General features: G+C 39.6%; 19 protein-coding genes. 18 read left to right on the forward strand and 1 reads right to left on the reverse strand.

Annotated elements, in window-relative coordinates:
- The first annotated feature begins 474 nt into the window (after positions 1-474).
- The 4 genes from rpsL to tuf all read left to right on the forward strand — a co-directional run bounded on the left by rpsL (position 475) and on the right by tuf (position 5,013).
- The gene (rpsL, locus tag ABHC48_RS16840; RefSeq protein ID WP_117854826.1) at positions 475-894 is read left to right on the forward strand and encodes a 30S ribosomal protein S12; all 420 of its coding nucleotides are present in this window, start codon (positions 475-477) and stop codon (positions 892-894) included.
- A 158-nt stretch (positions 895-1,052) separates the two neighbouring features.
- A complete protein-coding gene (gene rpsG, locus ABHC48_RS16845) occupies positions 1,053-1,523 on the forward strand; it encodes a 30S ribosomal protein S7 (protein ID WP_207664929.1) in 471 nt (156 codons plus the stop codon).
- Positions 1,524-1,540: 17 nt separating this feature from the next.
- On the forward strand, positions 1,541-3,664 hold the full coding sequence (gene fusA / locus ABHC48_RS16850; RefSeq protein WP_226837870.1) for an elongation factor G: 2,124 nt from the start codon (positions 1,541-1,543) through the stop codon (positions 3,662-3,664).
- A gap of 155 nt (positions 3,665-3,819) precedes the next feature.
- A complete protein-coding gene (tuf, locus tag ABHC48_RS16855; protein WP_117854831.1) occupies positions 3,820-5,013 on the forward strand; it encodes an elongation factor Tu in 1,194 nt (397 codons plus the stop codon).
- Positions 5,014-5,271: 258 nt separating this feature from the next.
- On the opposite strand, the gene ABHC48_RS16860 is transcribed toward tuf, so the two are convergent.
- Positions 5,272-5,754 (reverse strand): helix-turn-helix transcriptional regulator, encoded by a 483-nt coding sequence (locus ABHC48_RS16860; protein ID WP_015541737.1) that lies wholly within the window; start codon positions 5,752-5,754, stop codon positions 5,272-5,274.
- Positions 5,755-5,986: 232 nt separating this feature from the next.
- Between ABHC48_RS16860 and ABHC48_RS16865 the strand changes: the two genes are divergently transcribed.
- From ABHC48_RS16865 to ABHC48_RS16930, 14 genes are all read left to right on the forward strand, one after another.
- Positions 5,987-6,181 (forward strand): hypothetical protein, encoded by a 195-nt coding sequence (locus ABHC48_RS16865; RefSeq protein ID WP_055258613.1) that lies wholly within the window; start codon positions 5,987-5,989, stop codon positions 6,179-6,181.
- Between the two features lie 11 nt (positions 6,182-6,192).
- A complete protein-coding gene (locus tag ABHC48_RS16870; protein ID WP_055258611.1) occupies positions 6,193-7,278 on the forward strand; it encodes a site-specific integrase in 1,086 nt (361 codons plus the stop codon).
- Between the two features lie 175 nt (positions 7,279-7,453).
- On the forward strand, positions 7,454-8,524 hold the full coding sequence (locus ABHC48_RS16875) for an AAA family ATPase (RefSeq protein WP_081020991.1): 1,071 nt from the start codon (positions 7,454-7,456) through the stop codon (positions 8,522-8,524).
- Between the two features lie 67 nt (positions 8,525-8,591).
- Positions 8,592-8,831: a hypothetical protein gene (locus ABHC48_RS16880; protein ID WP_055258607.1), complete on the forward strand. Its 240-nt coding sequence runs from the start codon at positions 8,592-8,594 to the stop codon at positions 8,829-8,831.
- 174 nt (positions 8,832-9,005) lie between these two features.
- Positions 9,006-9,233 carry a DUF5348 domain-containing protein gene (locus ABHC48_RS16885; protein ID WP_055258605.1) on the forward strand — a complete coding sequence of 76 codons (228 nt, stop codon included), beginning with the start codon at positions 9,006-9,008 and terminating at the stop codon, positions 9,231-9,233.
- Positions 9,234-9,468: 235 nt separating this feature from the next.
- On the forward strand, positions 9,469-10,887 hold the full coding sequence (locus ABHC48_RS16890; protein WP_195700229.1) for a plasmid recombination protein: 1,419 nt from the start codon (positions 9,469-9,471) through the stop codon (positions 10,885-10,887).
- Between the two features lie 4 nt (positions 10,888-10,891).
- A complete protein-coding gene (locus ABHC48_RS16895) occupies positions 10,892-11,266 on the forward strand; it encodes a TnpV protein (protein ID WP_055258600.1) in 375 nt (124 codons plus the stop codon).
- A gap of 132 nt (positions 11,267-11,398) precedes the next feature.
- A complete protein-coding gene (locus ABHC48_RS16900; protein ID WP_055056227.1) occupies positions 11,399-11,722 on the forward strand; it encodes a PadR family transcriptional regulator in 324 nt (107 codons plus the stop codon).
- The gene (locus ABHC48_RS16905) at positions 11,719-12,306 is read left to right on the forward strand and encodes a DUF2812 domain-containing protein (protein WP_055056226.1); all 588 of its coding nucleotides are present in this window, start codon (positions 11,719-11,721) and stop codon (positions 12,304-12,306) included. Before ABHC48_RS16900 ends, ABHC48_RS16905 begins: the two co-directional genes overlap by 4 nt.
- Positions 12,307-12,526: 220 nt before the next feature.
- Positions 12,527-13,582, forward strand: coding sequence for a helix-turn-helix transcriptional regulator (locus ABHC48_RS16910; RefSeq protein ID WP_055281939.1), 1,056 nt, complete (start codon positions 12,527-12,529; stop codon positions 13,580-13,582).
- A 965-nt stretch (positions 13,583-14,547) separates the two neighbouring features.
- Positions 14,548-14,892 carry a DUF2116 family Zn-ribbon domain-containing protein gene (locus ABHC48_RS16915; RefSeq protein WP_195409869.1) on the forward strand — a complete coding sequence of 115 codons (345 nt, stop codon included), beginning with the start codon at positions 14,548-14,550 and terminating at the stop codon, positions 14,890-14,892.
- 55 nt (positions 14,893-14,947) lie between these two features.
- Positions 14,948-15,313 carry an SdpI family protein gene (locus ABHC48_RS16920; protein WP_243284588.1) on the forward strand — a complete coding sequence of 122 codons (366 nt, stop codon included), beginning with the start codon at positions 14,948-14,950 and terminating at the stop codon, positions 15,311-15,313.
- 52 nt (positions 15,314-15,365) lie between these two features.
- Positions 15,366-15,554, forward strand: a complete 189-nt coding sequence (locus ABHC48_RS16925; RefSeq protein ID WP_118583292.1) for a hypothetical protein — start codon at positions 15,366-15,368, stop codon at positions 15,552-15,554.
- Between the two features lie 149 nt (positions 15,555-15,703).
- On the forward strand, positions 15,704-16,714 hold the full coding sequence (locus tag ABHC48_RS16930; protein WP_173716710.1) for a helix-turn-helix transcriptional regulator: 1,011 nt from the start codon (positions 15,704-15,706) through the stop codon (positions 16,712-16,714).
- Positions 16,715-17,092 lie beyond the last annotated feature (378 nt).

The raw sequence follows: 17,092 nt of genomic DNA on the forward strand, positions 1-17,092 counted from the left end.
CCATCTGAATTCATTTACCGCAGTTTGATAATAAGATATGCGTGTCAAAAGGTCTTTTGACACGCATTTAATACCCGGATTGCTACGCAGCTACGCTGCTCCCGCAATCCTCCAAATATTCGAAATCCGCTGATTTACTGCGCAAATCGCTACTTTCTCATATTTGGCGTGTCCCAAGTTCAAAAGCCTTATCGTGCAAGCACGAACAGCTTTTTGACCTTTTGACACTGGTATCATAATAAAATACATTATAATAAGAAGAAACCTATTTATAATTCACCGTGATAAATTGTAAAAACCATGAAAAAATAAGGAAAAATTGCAGAAAAATACCTTGACAGAGATATGCAGACAGGATATAATCAAAAAGCGTGCGAAATAAGGCATTTTTTTCCGCGCTTACTAAGATAATAGCAACCGCAAGGAAACCCCATAGAACAATCTATGGAGAAATAAATCGGGAGGTGAAATGGAATGCCAACATTCAACCAGTTAGTAAGAAAAGGACGCCAGACAGCTGTTAAGAAATCTACAGCTCCGGCTCTGCAGAGAACTTATAACTCTTTAAGAAAGAAAGCAGTTGAGCAGTCTGCACCACAGAAACGTGGCGTTTGCACAGCTGTTAAAACAGCTACTCCTAAGAAGCCTAACTCAGCTCTTAGAAAAATCGCCAGAGTTCGTCTTTCCAACGGAATCGAAGTAACAAGCTACATCCCAGGAGAAGGTCACAACCTTCAGGAGCATAGCGTTGTTCTGATCCGTGGAGGAAGGGTTAAGGACTTACCTGGTACAAGATACCACATCATCAGAGGTACTCTTGATACCGCAGGTGTTGCTAACAGAAAACAGGCCCGTTCCAAATACGGCGCTAAGAGACCGAAAGTTAAAAAATAATCCATCCGTATTGCTGCGGAGACTATAGAGATTTGTACGGTATTCCATATACCCTGTCGGTTGCGGGTTAAATATAGGACCATTACCAGTGCGAACATGCAATAGTTTACTGCGTGAGTACCGATGAGATAATCAGGATGATTAAGGAGGGAAGTAACGTGCCACGTAAAGGACATACTCAGAAAAGAGACGTTCTGGCAGACCCGATGTACAACAATAAAGTTGTTACAAAGCTTATCAATAACATCATGTTAGATGGTAAGAAAGGTGTTGCACAGAAAATTGTTTACGGAGCATTCGCCAGAATGGAAGAAAAATCTGGCAAGCCAGCAATTGAAGTATTTGAAGAGGCAATGAACAACGTAATGCCTCAGCTTGAAGTTAAAGCAAGACGTATCGGTGGAGCTACTTATCAGGTTCCGATCGAGGTAAGAGCTGACAGACGTCAGGCTCTGGCTCTTCGCTGGATCACCATGTTCTCCCGCAAGAGAGGCGAGAAGACCATGGAAGAGAAACTGGCTAACGAGCTTATGGATGCAGCCAATAACACCGGAGCATCTGTAAAGAGGAAAGAAGACATGCATAAGATGGCTGAAGCAAATAAAGCATTTGCTCACTATCGCTTCTAATCAAGGAGGAAAATCCATTGGCTGGAAAAGAAGGTAGAGAATACCCGCTCGAGAGAACCAGAAACATTGGTATTATGGCTCATATCGATGCAGGTAAGACAACTCTTACAGAACGAATTCTGTACTATACAGGTGTCAACTACAAGATTGGTGATACTCATGAAGGTACTGCTACCATGGACTGGATGGAGCAGGAGCAGGAGCGTGGTATCACAATCACATCCGCTGCAACAACATGTCACTGGACACTGGAAGAGAACTGCAAACCGAAGCCAGGCGCTTTGGAGCATCGTATCAACATCATTGATACCCCAGGCCACGTAGACTTTACTGTTGAGGTTGAGCGTTCCCTTCGTGTACTGGATGGCGCTGTCGGCGTATTCTGTGCAAAGGGTGGTGTTGAGCCACAGTCTGAGAACGTTTGGCGTCAGGCTGATACCTACAATGTACCACGTATGGCATTCATCAATAAGATGGACATCCTTGGTGCAAACTTCTACGGCGCAGTAGAGCAGATCAAGACTCGTCTTGGTAAAAATGCAATCTGCCTGCAGCTGCCAATCGGAAAAGAAGATGATTTCAAGGGAATCATTGACTTATTCGAAATGAAAGCTTACATCTACAATGACGAGAAGGGCGATGATATTACTATCACCGATATCCCGGAAGACATGAAAGAGGATGCTGAGCTTTATCATACAGAACTGATCGAGAAAATCTGTGAGCTGGATGACGATCTCATGATGGAATATCTTGAGGGCGAAGAGCCAAGCACAGACAGACTGAAAGCAGCTCTGAGAAAAGGTACATGCGAGTGTACAGCTGTTCCGGTATGCTGCGGTTCTGCATATAGAAACAAAGGTGTTCAGAAACTTCTGGACGCTATCCTGGAGTACATGCCTGCTCCAACAGATATTCCACCAATTGATGGTGTTGACATGGATGGAAACCCGACCGTGAGACATTCTTCTGATGAAGAGCCGTTCTCCGCTCTGGCATTCAAGATCATGACAGACCCATTCGTTGGAAAACTTGCATATTTCCGTGTATATTCAGGAACAATGAATTCCGGATCCTATGTATATAACTCTACAAAGGGCAAAAAAGAGCGTGTTGGCCGTATCCTTCAGATGCATGCTAACAAGCGTATGGAGCTTGATAAGGTTTACTCCGGTGATATTGCTGCAGCTATCGGATTCAAATTCACCACAACTGGTGATACAATCTGTGATGAGCAGCATCCAGTAATCCTCGAGTCCATGGAGTTCCCGGAACCAGTTATCGAGCTGGCTATCGAGCCTAAGACAAAAGCAGGACAGGGCAAACTTGGTGAGGCTCTTGCAAAACTTGCAGAAGAGGATCCGACCTTCCGTGCACATACAGATCAGGAAACAGGACAGACCATTATCGCTGGTATGGGTGAGCTTCACCTTGAGATCATCGTTGACCGTCTTCTTCGTGAGTTCCACGTAGAGGCTAACGTAGGTGCTCCTCAGGTTGCTTACAAAGAGACAATCACCAAGGCTGTTGATGTAGACAGCAAGTATGCTAAACAGTCCGGTGGTCGTGGACAGTATGGTCACTGTAAAGTTAAATTCGAGCCTATGGATGCCAACGGCGAAGAACTGTACAAGTTCGAGTCTACTGTTGTCGGCGGTGCTATTCCGAAGGAATATATCCCGGCTGTAGGAGAAGGTATCGAAGAGGCTATGAAGGCTGGTATCCTTGGTGGATATCCGGTTGTTGGTGTACATGCAAATGTATACGATGGATCTTATCATGAAGTCGATTCTTCTGAGATGGCATTCCACATCGCAGGTTCCCTTGCATTCAAGGATGCTATGCAGAAGGCTTCCCCAATTCTTCTGGAGCCTATCATGAAGGTTGAGGTAACCACACCAGAGGATTACATGGGTGATGTTATCGGTGATATCAACTCCCGTCGTGGTCGTATCGAAGGTATGGATGATATCGGCGGCGGTAAGATGATCCGTGGATTTGTTCCGCTTTCCGAAATGTTCGGATATGCAACAGATCTTCGTTCCAGAACTCAGGGACGTGGTAACTACTCCATGTTCTTTGAGAAATATGAGCCAGTTCCAAAGAGTGTTCAGGAGAAAGTTCTGGCAAAGAAAGACTGATTTAACTACAGGCTGAATCAGGATTTCATATAAAACAATAAAAAGCTTGCAAATATCCTTGGTTTGCAATATAATCAAGGATAGCAAGTTTAAAATCGATATGGCGCTCTATTTTAATAGAGAATGAGCCAACTATTCAAGGAGGACATTTTAAAATGGCAAAGGCTAAGTTTGAGAGAACAAAACCGCATTGTAACATTGGTACCATCGGACACGTTGACCATGGTAAAACAACTTTAACTGCAGCTATCACAAAAGTACTTTCTGAGAGAGTTGCTGGTAACGTAGCTACAGATTTCGCTAACATTGATAAAGCTCCAGAGGAAAGAGAGCGTGGTATCACAATCTCTACAGCACACGTTGAGTATGAGACAGAGCATAGACACTATGCACACGTTGACTGCCCAGGCCATGCTGACTACGTTAAGAACATGATCACTGGTGCAGCTCAGATGGATGGTGCTATCCTTGTTGTTGCTGCTACAGATGGTGTTATGGCTCAGACAAAAGAGCACATCCTTCTTTCCCGTCAGGTAGGTGTTCCTTACATCGTTGTATTCATGAACAAATGTGATATGGTTGACGATGACGAGCTTCTTGAGCTGGTTGAGATGGAGATCCGTGAGCTTCTTTCCGAGTATGACTTCCCAGGAGATGATATCCCGGTAATCAGAGGATCTGCTCTTAAAGCTCTTGAGGATCCGAGCAGCGAGTGGGGCGATAAGATCATGGAGCTTATGGATGCAGTAGATAGCTACATTCCAGACCCACAGCGTGACACAGATAAACCATTCGTTATGCCTGTAGAGGACGTATTCTCCATCACAGGACGTGGAACAGTTGCTACTGGTAGAGTAGAGGCTGGTGTTCTTCACGTATCTGATGAGGTTGAGATCGTTGGTATCAAAGAAGAGACTCGTAAAGTTGTTGTAACTGGTATCGAGATGTTCCGTAAACTTCTTGATGAGGCTCAGGCTGGTGATAACATCGGTGCACTTCTTCGTGGTGTTCAGAGAAACGAGATCGAGCGTGGACAGGTTCTTGCTAAACCAGGAACAATCACATGCCATACAAAATTCACAGCTCAGGTTTACGTTCTGACTAAAGACGAGGGTGGCCGTCATACACCATTCTTCAACAACTATCGTCCACAGTTCTACTTCAGAACAACAGACGTTACAGGTGTTATCAACCTTCCAGAAGGAACAGAGATGTGCATGCCTGGAGATAACATCGAGATGACAATCGAACTGATCCACCCAATCGCTATGAGCCAGGGTCTTACTTTTGCTATCCGTGAAGGTGGACGTACTGTAGGATCAGGACGTGTTGCTACAATCATCGAGTAATACAATCTGAAAATAGATTTGTTATCGCAAGATAACTTGTGTCCAAACGTAAGATACCCCAGAAACCTTGTGTTTCTGGGGTTTTTCTGTACTCTAAGAAAAGAATTGTTTGTAAAATTATCAGATTAGAAACAGTGAAACGTTTATCAGAAAGATGAAATACGGATAAATTTAAAATTGAAAAATCAGTCTAGCGGTGCCAAAACGGTGCCAAAAAGAAACTCCTGCGAATATTTGCTATTCACAGGAGTAATTTTTTTACCAGCCTTTGATCTGTTTGATCTGTTCAGCACGTTCCGGATCACGATGATATTGCAGTTTCAGACGGATCGTTTCCACAACTTCCTGTCTGGCTTCATCATCAAGCTGATAGAACGATGTGAGCAGATTATCTACATCAGGCATACTGTTCTTACCGAAAAGATACATCAACGGGTACATAGAATTTTTTAAATAAGTCTTTACACGGCTTGCGTCTAATGCTCCGTTCAAACCGTCTGGAAGTGTAGGATAAATCTCTTCTTCCTTAATTGTGCCAGAAAATGGACTGGCAGAACATATCTCATTCACATCAATTTGTAATTCATTTGCAAGTCTTAAAGCAAAATCAAATCGAATATTGGAATCTTTTTGAATAATTGAATATAAGGTTGTGGCACTGATTCCGGTTGCCTTTGCAATTTTACGGACATTTGTGCCTTTTTCATCAAGATATTTCTTTAAATTTTTACCGTCACCCATAGAATCCTCCTTTTTCATATATTGCAAAATTACGAAAAACATAAATCTATAGAATATCATAGCACAGACCTGGAATAAAATAAAGAGAAAATAATATACGAAGTTCGTAAAAATATGTTTACGAAATATTGACAATGAAATAAATACATGATATTATCAATTTACGAAAATCGTACAGACATAGAAATACAGTAAACGTATTCTGTATCTGGAGAGGAAAGGAGGATGCAGTATGGCAAGCTACAATTATATGATGAGTGCTGATGAAGTGGCACAGGAATTAAACTGCTCAAAATCTTATGCTTATAAACTGGTGAAAGCTATGAATAAGGAACTGGCTGCACAGGGATATATTACGATGGCTGGAAGAATACCAAAGGCGTTTTGGGCAAAAAAGATGTATGGCTATGAAATAGCAGGAAATTAGGGAGGATTAATATGGCTTACAGAGAAAAAGACACAAAAAAATGGACAGCCCAGTGGTTTGAGACAAATGTTATGGGTGAGAAGAAAAAACGCAGAAAGCGTGGATTTGAAACAAAGCGAGAAGCATTGGAGTTTGAACGAAGTAAAAAGTTGAGCACTGAGCGAAGTATGGATATGAAACTGAGCGATTTTATTGAGATTTATTTTTCAGACAAACAGAATGACCTAAAAGATCGAACAATCAAAAATAAAAGATATATGATGCAACAGCATATCGTTCCATACTTTGGAAATCAGATGATGAGTGAGATCAAGGCTTCACAGATTATTCAGTGGCAGAATGAAATTCAGAAAAAAGGATATTCAGATTCTTATCTGAGAATGATTCAGAATCAGTTGACCAGTCTGTTTACACATGCAGCTAAAATATATGATTTGCCAGTTAATCCATGCAAGAAAGTGAAACGAATGGGAAATTCGGATTCGAGAAGTTTGAACTTCTGGACACTGGACGAGTACAAACAGTTTATACAGACAATGGAGCCGGGAACAAGATATTATCTTATATTTGAGATGCTGTTCTGGACTGGGTGCAGGATTGGGGAGCTGCTTGCGATTACAAAAGCTGATATCAATTTTGAAAAGAATCAGCTTAGTATCAATAAGACTTATTACCGAACAGGAATGCAGGATATTATCACAGAACCAAAAACAAAACAGTCATTTCGAACAATCGAAATTCCAGAATTTTTGAAAGAGGAAATTAAGGAATTTGTAGATGGTCACTACGGAATGCCGGATACAGAAAGATTGTTTCCAGTTGTTCAGGAAGCGGTACAGCATAAGATGAAACGGCAGATTGAACTGGCAGGAGTAAAGAAAATCCGAGTGCATGATCTCAGACACAGTCATGTGGCTTATCTCATTGAGAAAGGTGTAGAACCGTTACTGATCCGGGACAGATTGGGTCATAAAGATATTCGTATCACATTGAATACTTATGGACATCTTTATCCAAATCAGCAGAGGAAGATTGCAAATCTGCTGGATAATGAAAATGCAGTTACCGGATTGGGAGAAGAAAGAGATGAATGTTGAAAAGGCAAAAGAAAAAGCCCAGATAAATAATCTGAGCAAGTTCTCTGATAATCAGATTAACTGATATACCATCTTGGCAGATTCAGTATATCACGAATCGAGAAATACGACAATTCCCGAATATCTGTTCATCAGAGACTTGCCCGGAAGGGCAGGAGGAGATGATGGAATGAATATGAATGAAAAAAACAAAATTAAGAATTGCAGAATAGAACCAAAACTGAAACTGATCAATATGGATTCAGTAGAGGTGGAACAGGTAGAATGGCTGCTTTATCCGTTTATTCCTTATGGAAAAGTGACCATTATACAGGGAGATCCAGGAGAAGGAAAGACAACAATGGTACTTCAGATTATTGCAAAACTGACCAGAGGAGAGCCGATTCTTCCTGTTACTGATACAACAAAAGAAAAACGAAGTGATGAAGTCGGTAGTGAGAATGAAGATCTAGATGCCAAAGATAATATTCAGGAACAGTCTTCTATGTCACCTGTAAATGTGATTTATCAGACAGCGGAAGATGGTCTAGGAGATACTATCAAACCCAGATTACTTGCTGCAGGTGCAGATTGTTCGAGGGTGCTGGTGATTGATGACAGTGACCAGCCACTGACAATGGCAGATGCCAGATTAGAAGAAGCAATCGTGCAGACAAAAGCCAAAATGGTTGTTCTTGATCCGATTCAGGGATTCCTGGGAGCAGAGGTAGACATGCACAGGGCAAATGAGATCAGGCCATTGATGAAGCGTGTCGCAGTGCTGGCAGAAAAATATCATTGTGCAGTCATTTTAATCGGTCATATGAACAAAAACAGTAACGGCAAATCTTCTTATCGAGGACTTGGCTCCATTGATTTTCAGGCTGCTGCAAGAAGTGTCCTGATTGTCGGGCGAGTGAAAGATGAACCAGAAGTAAGAGTGGTATGTCATACGAAGAGTTCTCTTGCACCGGAAGGAACGTCCATTGCATTCAGACTGGATAAGAATAATGGCTTTGAATGGATTGGAGAATATGATATCAGTGCCGATGAACTTCTTAATGGAGACGGCAGAGGGCAGAAAAGTCGGAAAGCAAAAGAATTTCTCCTTGAAATACTGGCAAATGGAGGAATGACTCAAAAGAAAATTGCAGAAGAAGCCGAAACCAGAGGAATAAAAAGTAAAACGTTATGGAATGCCAAACGGGAACTTGAAATTGATTCTGTAAAACGTGGAAAGCAATGGTATTGGATGCTGCCAGAATAAAAATGGAAGATGGCAAGATTACCATTTCTTAAGAAGAGGGAATCTTGCCACCTTGAAAGGAGAACAGATGCAAAATAAAAATGTACAGATTCCATACGAGTTATTTTTTCAACTCCTGCAATATTTTTTGATGGATAACTACGATGGCGAAGAAATAATCCGGTTGGGATTGGAGAAAAAACTGGATGCAATGGTGAATCGTGAAGTGTATAGCAAATCCAAAACAGCACCAACGGAAGAAGAAAGGGAAAAGTTCCGGCAGGAATATCTGGACAGACGGGGAATACCGGAGAACTTTCGATGGTAAAGGTTCTTTCTGACTACTTTATTACAGGAGCGTGTCACGCACCTGTAGATAGCAGACAAGTAGAAAGCTGGTAAGATGTAGCCGGGAGTTTGTTGGTGGAGAAGAGAATTTTCAAAAGGGAGCCCTGATTCAGGGCGTCCCTGCGGAAACGCTAAATGAAAGGAGAATGGCATAATGCGAGAAGGAAGATTAGGATATAACAGTTATAACAAAAGATATGGATTATTATCATCAGATCTATGGATTGATACAGGATTTCACTGTGGAGAATGCCTGGAAGTGTTGCTTGATGATGAATGGGTTCAGACTAGAATGGAAATGAATCCTGCAAGAGAATGGTATCTTGTAGGAACACCGTATTGTGGTGATCTGGAATATATCCGGGCAAGGATACCGGGATAATTCAGCCATACAAGTAACGCAGGAGTGAACCGACCAACGGGAGGAATAGCCCCCGGCAGGGCGCAAGGGTACTTTTGATGGACGGTACGGCTGTCGAAAGTGCTTTTGCGTTACTTTTGACAAAAGTAACAAAACCGCCGTATCCGGCGAAAGTTTCTTAATATCGCTATTACTGGCGTGAATAAAAATTATGTGCCATATCTAGCACTTGATTAGAAAAGAGGTGAGAAACATTATGATAAAACGAACAATTAGCGGTATGATTGGGAAAGGTTCTCTGGCTCATAACAGGAGAGAGTTTTTCGCAGAGAATGTAGACCCAGACAGAGTACAATTAAATATTTGTTACCAGAATGAAAATCTGAAAGAAGTTTACAAAGAGTTATTTGATGATGCTGTGGAGAGATACAATACCGGGAAAAGAAAAGACCGGAAGATTACAAATTACTATGAAAAAATCCGGCAGGGAAAACAGGAAAAGTTGTTCCATGAAGTGATTTTCCAGATTGGAAACCGAGAAGATATGGCTGTTGGAACAGAAGCAGGAAATCTGGCTGTAAACGTACTGGATGAGTATGTAAAAGATTTCCAGAAACGGAATCTGACACTTCGGGTATTTAGTTGCTATTTGCATCAGGATGAGGCTACTCCACATCTTCATATTGACTTTATTCCTTATGTGACGGGCTGGAAAGGAAAAGGAATGGATACCAGAGTTTCGCTGAAACAGGCATTAAAAGGTCTTGGATTTCAAGGTGGAAATAAGCATGATACGGAGCTGAATCAGTGGATAAATCATGAAAAAGAAGTACTGGCAGAGATTGCAAGGCAGTATGGAATTGAATGGGAACAGAAAGGTACTCATGAGGAACATCTGGATGTCTATAACTTCAAGAAAAAAGAACGGAAAAAGGAAGTACAGGAATTGGAGCAGGAAAAAGAGCATCTAACTGCTGAAAAAGAAGAATTAACAGCACAAATTGCAGAATCCAGAGCAGATATCCAGAATTTAAAAGACGATAAGGAACAGGCAATCAAGGCGAAGCAAGAAGCAGAACAAAAGGCAGGGAGCGCAGAAAAAGAACTAAAAAGCCTGGAAGATCGCAGAGAACAGCTACAACCGATTATGGATAGTGTGAGCAAAGAAATCAAAGAATATGGAACAGTTAAAATGTTACTGCCGGAGGCGGGCACGCTAGAACGGGCAGTAACCTATCGAGACAAAAAAATTAAACCACTGTTTCTTCAAATAAAGAATAAGGTTGCTGTAATGGCGGCTCAGGTTAAAGAACTCACGAAAGAGGTGGAAGGGTGGAAGAAAAAATATCAAAAGGTGAAACAGAAATATAATGCTATTCAGAGAGAACTGGATGATATACGTAAAGACAATCAGAAATTGTCAGAAGAAAAAGATATATTACAAGGTGTTTCTGATAGGTATGATCGTGTTGTGCGTGTTCTTGGAATAGAAACTGTAGATACAGCAGTACAGCAGGATATTCAAAACGAGAAAGTCCTGGAAGAAAAGCGACGGATGGAGCAAATGCCGAAGGGAAATATTCATAAAAGATTGGCATGGGGAATGAAAAAAAGCGAGATGGAGAATCAGCAGCGTAAGAAAACTAAATCAAAAAACAGAGAAATGGAGAGATAAGATTATGGAAACACACATTTATGATGAAAAGAACGGATTAAGCTATACTTTGCATGGAGATTATTATTTGCCGAATTTGGTATTGAATGAAGAAAAACCGATATATGGGAAATATGGAATGCTGCGAAAACAGTTTCTGAAGGAACACAGATTAGCAAAATATCAATATTTGTTGTTGACTGGAAAGCTGACGGAACACCTGAATCAGATTGATCAGGAGAGCAGAGAACAGGTGGAAATGCTTATGGAACAGATGGCAGAAAAACAGGGTGTAACTGAAGAATTAAAGGTACAGAACCAGACGAAGTGGGTTAGGCTGATGAATAATATAAAAGCCAGTGCAGAAGAAATGGTGTTGAGAGAAATACTTTATATATAAGTATTGGTTGTAAAGGACTGAACAGGAAAAGTATAATACTATCCGGCTTATTAAGATTTATTTCACATCTCTTGATTTTTATTACGGTTACTGATATAGTTATTACAGTAACCGTAATAAAGAGGGGATGCTATGAGGGATAATGTGAAAAGTGGTGCACTCACAGAAGTGACATTCTATATTTTGCTTTCACTCTATTCACCTAAACACGGATATGCTGTCATGCAGTTCATTGAAGAAAAAACAGGTGGGCGGCTTTCATTGGGAGCAGGCACTTTATATGGTGCATTAAATTCAATGCAGGAAAAGGGATGGATTGAGCTTTTCGGAGATAGTGAAGGTAGAAAAAAAGAGTATCTTATCACTGTAAAAGGAAAGGAGATAGCTGAAAAAGAACTTATCAGACTTCGTGAACTTGTAGGTATTGCAAGCGGAATTGTAGGAGGTACATTATGAGCAAAAAGTGTTATCGTTTTTTTGGCGGGCTATTGACGGTACAGAAAAACTGGCTGAATAAGATGGCTGAAAAAGGTTATCGCCTTATTCGAACGGGAAAATTACTCTATGAATTTGAAAAATGTAAGCCAGGTCAAGTTCAATATTGCGTGGAGTTTATAGGACAAAAATCAAAAGCTAATGCTGAAGATTACCATGATTTCTTGGAAGAAATGGGATATTCCGTATTCTATAAAAATATCAATCTTAATTATTCTGTTGGTAAAGTTCGCTGGCGTCCGTGGGCTGAAATTGGCGGTCGTATTGCAACAAACACTACAACATTTAACAGGGAATTGCTGATTGTAGAAAAAGAAAATGATGGAAAACCTTTTGAACTTCATACGTCCTATGAAGATAGGGCAAATTATTACAGTAATTTGCGAAATCCCTGGCTTTTATTAATGCTTATGCTCGTGGCATTTGCTACCGTAAATCGGTCTGTTATTTTAGGCATAGTTGCTGTGATTTTTCTAATCCCTGTCATTATATACCAGTTGCAAATTATGAAAAATAGGCATGAAGCGAAGATGAAGGAGTGGTGATTCAGGATAACAAGGTTGGTTTAGCTGATGCAATGTAATGCACTGTCGTTTGAGGGTTAGTAGCCCGTTCTTAAATTTGTGGGCAGTTTGTTGCTGATGATATAAATATTAGAGAAAATTAATTGAAAGTTAAAAAAAGAAAGTAATAAGTAAACAAAGGCTCAATTGTAAACATGTATTGGGAACGCTATAATGGAAATAAGGACAGGAGGTGCGAACAATGCGTATTGGTGAGCAGATAAAAAACTATCGAAAAACTGAGGGATTAACACAAGAACAGGTGGCAAATTATCTGGGTGTTTCTACTCCTGCGGTAAATAAATGGGAAAAGGGAAATACATATCCGGATATCTCATTACTTCCAGCTTTGGCACGATTATTGAAAATTGATATGAATGAATTGTTTTCGTTTCGTGAAGAATTGACCGAAAAAGAGATTGGACAATTTGTGAATGAACTTTCGGAAGTTTCATTGGACAGCTTTACAGAGGCTTTCGAGATGGCATCTCGTAAAATACAGGAGTATCCTCATTGCGACTTATTAATATATACGATCGCAACCGTTCTGAACGGATCTTTGACTTTGTCAGATCTTAATGGCGAAGAACGAATGGAATATAATACAGCTATTATTGAGTGGCTGGAACGAACAGCAGACAGTCAGGATGAAAGAGTGAGAAATTCAAGCGTTTTTATACTTGCAACAAAATATGTCCAAATGGAGAAATATGAAGAAGCAAATGCCCTTTTGAAAAAAATTCCTGATACTGTAATTGATGCAACGATTATGAAAACAAGTGTATTAGCACATCAGGAAGGAACAGACACTGCTGCGTTATTCCTGGAAGGGAAACTGCTACAGGCAGTTGTCAATATTCAAAGCTACTTGTATAAGTTAATTGAAATGGAAGAAGAAACAGGAAATCATGATAAAGCAGAGAGAATTGCTGAGATTACAGATCACATGATATCGTTGTTTGGACTATGGAATTACGGCAACACAGTGCCATATCTGCTGATTGCTGGATATCGAAAAGATGTAGAAAAATGTGTTCAGTTAATTAAGCAATTATTAAGTGAATCACAGAAGCCTTGGAATATGACACAATCCCCTTTGTATTACAGGTATGAAGATACTGCACAGGGAAAAGCCTTTTCGGGAGTTGGAAAAAATTTTGTTCGTGAATTGTATTCGGAAATTGAAAATAAGAAAGAGTATGAATTCTTGAGAGGGAATAAGGAACTCGAATTAATTTTTGAGGAACACTTGAAATAGGTTGTAAAAATGTATGGAAATAGATATAGTTGAGAAAGAAGAAAATTTTTGACATTTCCACGGATGCGTGCTAATATGATTATAGAAAAAGAGTGCTACCGATAGACGGTTAGTCCGTTTTACTATTTAGAATATCATCAAAGATAACCGCTTAGTTTACCAGACCAGGGCGGTTATTTTTGTGGTTTATGATTATCTTTGCCTAATGTATATCCGATACTAAAGCAGGTTAAGCCGAAGCTCACTACTGCTATGAAGTCAATAATACTCATTGGCTTAGCCCTCCTTTCCAATGGATTCCTTTACAGGTTTCTATGTAATCAGAGGGTCACAGTCCCTCTGGAGAAGGACTAACCGCCTACCGTTATGGTAGCACCCATGTTTCGATTATAACAGTTAAAAATTACCGGTGCAATATAAAGTTGGTAGAGAAGTATCTAGTATCTACAGAAGAAAATCGGTTTGAGTATTCTCCGGTGCCAAAACGGTGCCAAGAAATCAGGCAAATCAAAATAGGTGGTGCAATTCAGCCGTTTTTCACTGTATTTTGGAGAGAAAACCATAAAAAATATGAGGTAAAACGGGATTAAAGTATCGTGAAGGTGGACGTACTGTTGGATCAGGACGTGTTGCTACAGTTATCGAGTAATCACTGACTACAGATAATTATATAAATTTGGTATCGTAAGATACCGTGTGTCCAAACGTAAGATACCCCGGAACCGTAAGGTTTCCGGGGTTTTTCTGTATTCTAAGAAAAGAATTGTTCGTAAATTTATCAGATTAGAAATAGCGAAACATTTATCAGTAAGATGAAATACGGATAGATTTAAAATTGAAAAAAAGATCGCTTTTTCTGTTTTGTGTATATTGAAATAGTATTTTAAAATAAATTATGGTAGAATAAAGTAAAGACAAATCGAGAGCTTTTGGATAAAATTTTGCAAATTATCGAGGAAGTTGCTATGAAAAAATGTAGATATTGTGGCAAAGAATTAGATAGTAATTTGGAATTTTGTAGCAGTGAGTGCGAAAACAGCTATAGAAAGATAATTGAAAAAGATAGACATAAAATTAAGTATTTTATTTCGGGCATTATTTTAGGGTTTTTAGCTATGTTTTATGGTGTTGTGTCAAGCCGCAACTGCATGATTGGAAGTGGAATTATAGTAATGGGGGTCACTGTTGTTTTGCTTCCATTTACTACTCCAGAAACAACTGCTTTATTTGGAAATAAAAAGGCGAGATTTATCGGAAGAATATTAGGTATGATACTTATAGCGGTTGGAATATGGATAGGGTTTATTTGATGACAGCTTCAGTTTTTGGAGCAAGTTAATCAGAAGTTGAGAGGAGGTCTCTGTAATGTTTATATTTTTATCCGTGTGTTCACTTTTAGTATCGTTATCTATGATTATATTGGGATATATGTGGAAAGGTAAGCCTCCTAAAGATCGGCAGGGGAGTTCGGGATATCGAACTACTATGTCAAGGATGAATGATGAAACATGGAGATATGCACACAGGTGTTGGGGCTGGATAAACTTTGTTTTAGGAATCATCCTGGTGATACTATCGATTTTTATTTTGATTTTAACGAAAGATGATACAAACTTTGAAATGATTTCTGTTTATTTGGTGTTTTTACAATTAGGAATTATGGTGCTTACAATTATTCCGACAGAATTTTTGCTGCATAAACATTTTACAAAGCAAGGAATGAAAAAATAGCTAACTTCCGATTGGCGGAAAAGAAAGCGGTATTTGGAGGAGTTTCTTATTTATGAAAAAAGGAATAAACAAACCAATCTTATTTTATATTGCATCAGTTCTGTTTTTCATAGCGTCAGCTATTGGCTTTACGAGTGGAAATGAAAATTCTATGGCTATAGTATGGTTATGTCTTGGTTCCTCATTTCTTTGTCTAGGTTCGACGCATAAGAAAAAGGAAAACAATACAGATGATAAATAATTTCATGCTTGTATTGCTGGAAAATCGGGATTCATCGAGTCCTTTTGTGATTTGCAACTGCTGGTTGACAGATTTACAGCCTGAAATGGTGGAATGCAAACAGCAAAACTGTTATATTTAGCTCATAAAATCTGCAAAAGGAGAAAAAAATGATTTTAGCTGATAAGATTACAGAGGAAAGAAAAAAGAATGGATGGTCACAGGAAGAACTAGCCAATCAGTTGGGCGTATCCAGACAGGCAGTATCTAAGTGGGAAAGTGCAGGAGCTGTTCCGGATTTGCAAAGAATTTTACAGATGTCGGAGCTTTTTGGTGTCAGTACAGATTATCTATTAAAAGATGAAATGAAAGCAGAAAATATCACCTATCACGAAAGTACTGAAAGCTATGCAGAACCATTGAAAAAAGTAACTATGGAGAATGCAAATGAATTTCTTGACATGAAAAGAAATGGATCCAAAGTAGTGGCAAATGCAACAAGTATGTGTATCTCAAGTCCAATATTACTGATTGTTCTTGAGACAATGGCAGAAGATGGCGTATTTCATGTTTCAGAATCTCTGGCAACAGTATTTGGATGTGTTTTTTTGCTTGGAATGGTTGCAGCAGCCGTCTTTTTGTTTATTACATATGGAATGCGTGAATCTCATATGGAACATTTTGAAAAAGAATGCTTTGAAACAGAGTATGGTGTATCTGGAATGGTACGAGAAAAAAAAGATTTCTATGAACCGATTTTTATCAGAGGAACAGCTGTTGGGGTAGTGCTTTGTATACTGGCAGTGATTCCGACAATTATTGCCGAAGCCATGGAAGCGTCTGACTATTACTGTGGCCTTTCCGTTGGATTGCTGCTATTCATACTTGCAATAGGAGTAAATCTGTTGATTCGTGTTGGGATGGTAAAAAGCAGTTACGATACCCTTCTTCAGGAAGGCGAATATACAAAAGAAGAAAAACTGTTTAAGAAAAAGACGGACACGTTTTCTGGTGTATATTGGTGCTTGACTACAGCGATTTACCTTGCATGGAGCTTCTGGACGATGAGCTGGGATATTACATGGATTGTATGGCCGGTTGCAGGTGTTTTATTTGCAGCATTGCTTGGTGTGGTGAAAATGGTGTTAAAGAATGGCAGTGAAACTCAGCACTATATTTAAAATGGAATTAAGTTTATTTTCCGCATATTATACTCATCCAGAAATTCCAGTTCGCGTTGGTGGCTATTTCTAATAGAAAAAGAACTTTTTGACATTTACACAGCTGCGTGATAATATGATTATAGAAAAAGAGTGCTACCGATAGACGGTTAGTCCGATATATGATGTGACAAAAATTGCCGCCTAGTTTACCAGACCGGGGTGGCTATTTTTGTGGCTTATTATTATCCTTGCCAAAGATATATCCAAGACCAAAGCAGGTTAAGCTGAAGCAGTAATGCTATTTCAGGAAATTCAGGCGGTTACCATATGATATGGATTGCGGGAATGTATTGTATGGAATGCTCCGTGGATATTATAGTTGGGAACTTTTGCCCC

The organism is Ruminococcus sp. 1001136sp1, from assembly GCF_039841815.1.
Classification (GTDB): domain Bacteria; phylum Bacillota; class Clostridia; order Lachnospirales; family Lachnospiraceae; genus Blautia_A; species Blautia_A faecis.

What these genes read in the sequence shown, in the direction of transcription:
- ABHC48_RS16885 (WP_055258605.1), top strand. Translation starts at nt 9,006, where the DNA reads ATGCGAGAAGGAAGATTAGGATATAACAGTTATAACAAAAGATATGGA.
- ABHC48_RS16880 (WP_055258607.1), top strand. Translation starts at nt 8,592, where the DNA reads ATGCAAAATAAAAATGTACAGATTCCATACGAGTTATTTTTTCAACTC.
- ABHC48_RS16860 (WP_015541737.1), bottom strand. Translation starts at nt 5,754, where the DNA reads ATGGGTGACGGTAAAAATTTAAAGAAATATCTTGATGAAAAAGGCACA.
- ABHC48_RS16925 (WP_118583292.1), top strand. Translation starts at nt 15,366, where the DNA reads ATGAAAAAAGGAATAAACAAACCAATCTTATTTTATATTGCATCAGTT.
- ABHC48_RS16890 (WP_195700229.1), top strand. Translation starts at nt 9,469, where the DNA reads ATGATAAAACGAACAATTAGCGGTATGATTGGGAAAGGTTCTCTGGCT.
- ABHC48_RS16930 (WP_173716710.1), top strand. Translation starts at nt 15,704, where the DNA reads ATGATTTTAGCTGATAAGATTACAGAGGAAAGAAAAAAGAATGGATGG.
- ABHC48_RS16905 (WP_055056226.1), top strand. Translation starts at nt 11,719, where the DNA reads ATGAGCAAAAAGTGTTATCGTTTTTTTGGCGGGCTATTGACGGTACAG.
- ABHC48_RS16900 (WP_055056227.1), top strand. Translation starts at nt 11,399, where the DNA reads ATGAGGGATAATGTGAAAAGTGGTGCACTCACAGAAGTGACATTCTAT.
- ABHC48_RS16870 (WP_055258611.1), top strand. Translation starts at nt 6,193, where the DNA reads ATGGCTTACAGAGAAAAAGACACAAAAAAATGGACAGCCCAGTGGTTT.
- ABHC48_RS16865 (WP_055258613.1), top strand. Translation starts at nt 5,987, where the DNA reads ATGGCAAGCTACAATTATATGATGAGTGCTGATGAAGTGGCACAGGAA.
- ABHC48_RS16920 (WP_243284588.1), top strand. Translation starts at nt 14,948, where the DNA reads ATGTTTATATTTTTATCCGTGTGTTCACTTTTAGTATCGTTATCTATG.
- ABHC48_RS16910 (WP_055281939.1), top strand. Translation starts at nt 12,527, where the DNA reads ATGCGTATTGGTGAGCAGATAAAAAACTATCGAAAAACTGAGGGATTA.
- ABHC48_RS16875 (WP_081020991.1), top strand. Translation starts at nt 7,454, where the DNA reads ATGAATGAAAAAAACAAAATTAAGAATTGCAGAATAGAACCAAAACTG.
- ABHC48_RS16915 (WP_195409869.1), top strand. Translation starts at nt 14,548, where the DNA reads ATGAAAAAATGTAGATATTGTGGCAAAGAATTAGATAGTAATTTGGAA.
- rpsL (WP_117854826.1), top strand. Translation starts at nt 475, where the DNA reads ATGCCAACATTCAACCAGTTAGTAAGAAAAGGACGCCAGACAGCTGTT.
- tuf (WP_117854831.1), top strand. Translation starts at nt 3,820, where the DNA reads ATGGCAAAGGCTAAGTTTGAGAGAACAAAACCGCATTGTAACATTGGT.
- ABHC48_RS16895 (WP_055258600.1), top strand. Translation starts at nt 10,892, where the DNA reads ATGGAAACACACATTTATGATGAAAAGAACGGATTAAGCTATACTTTG.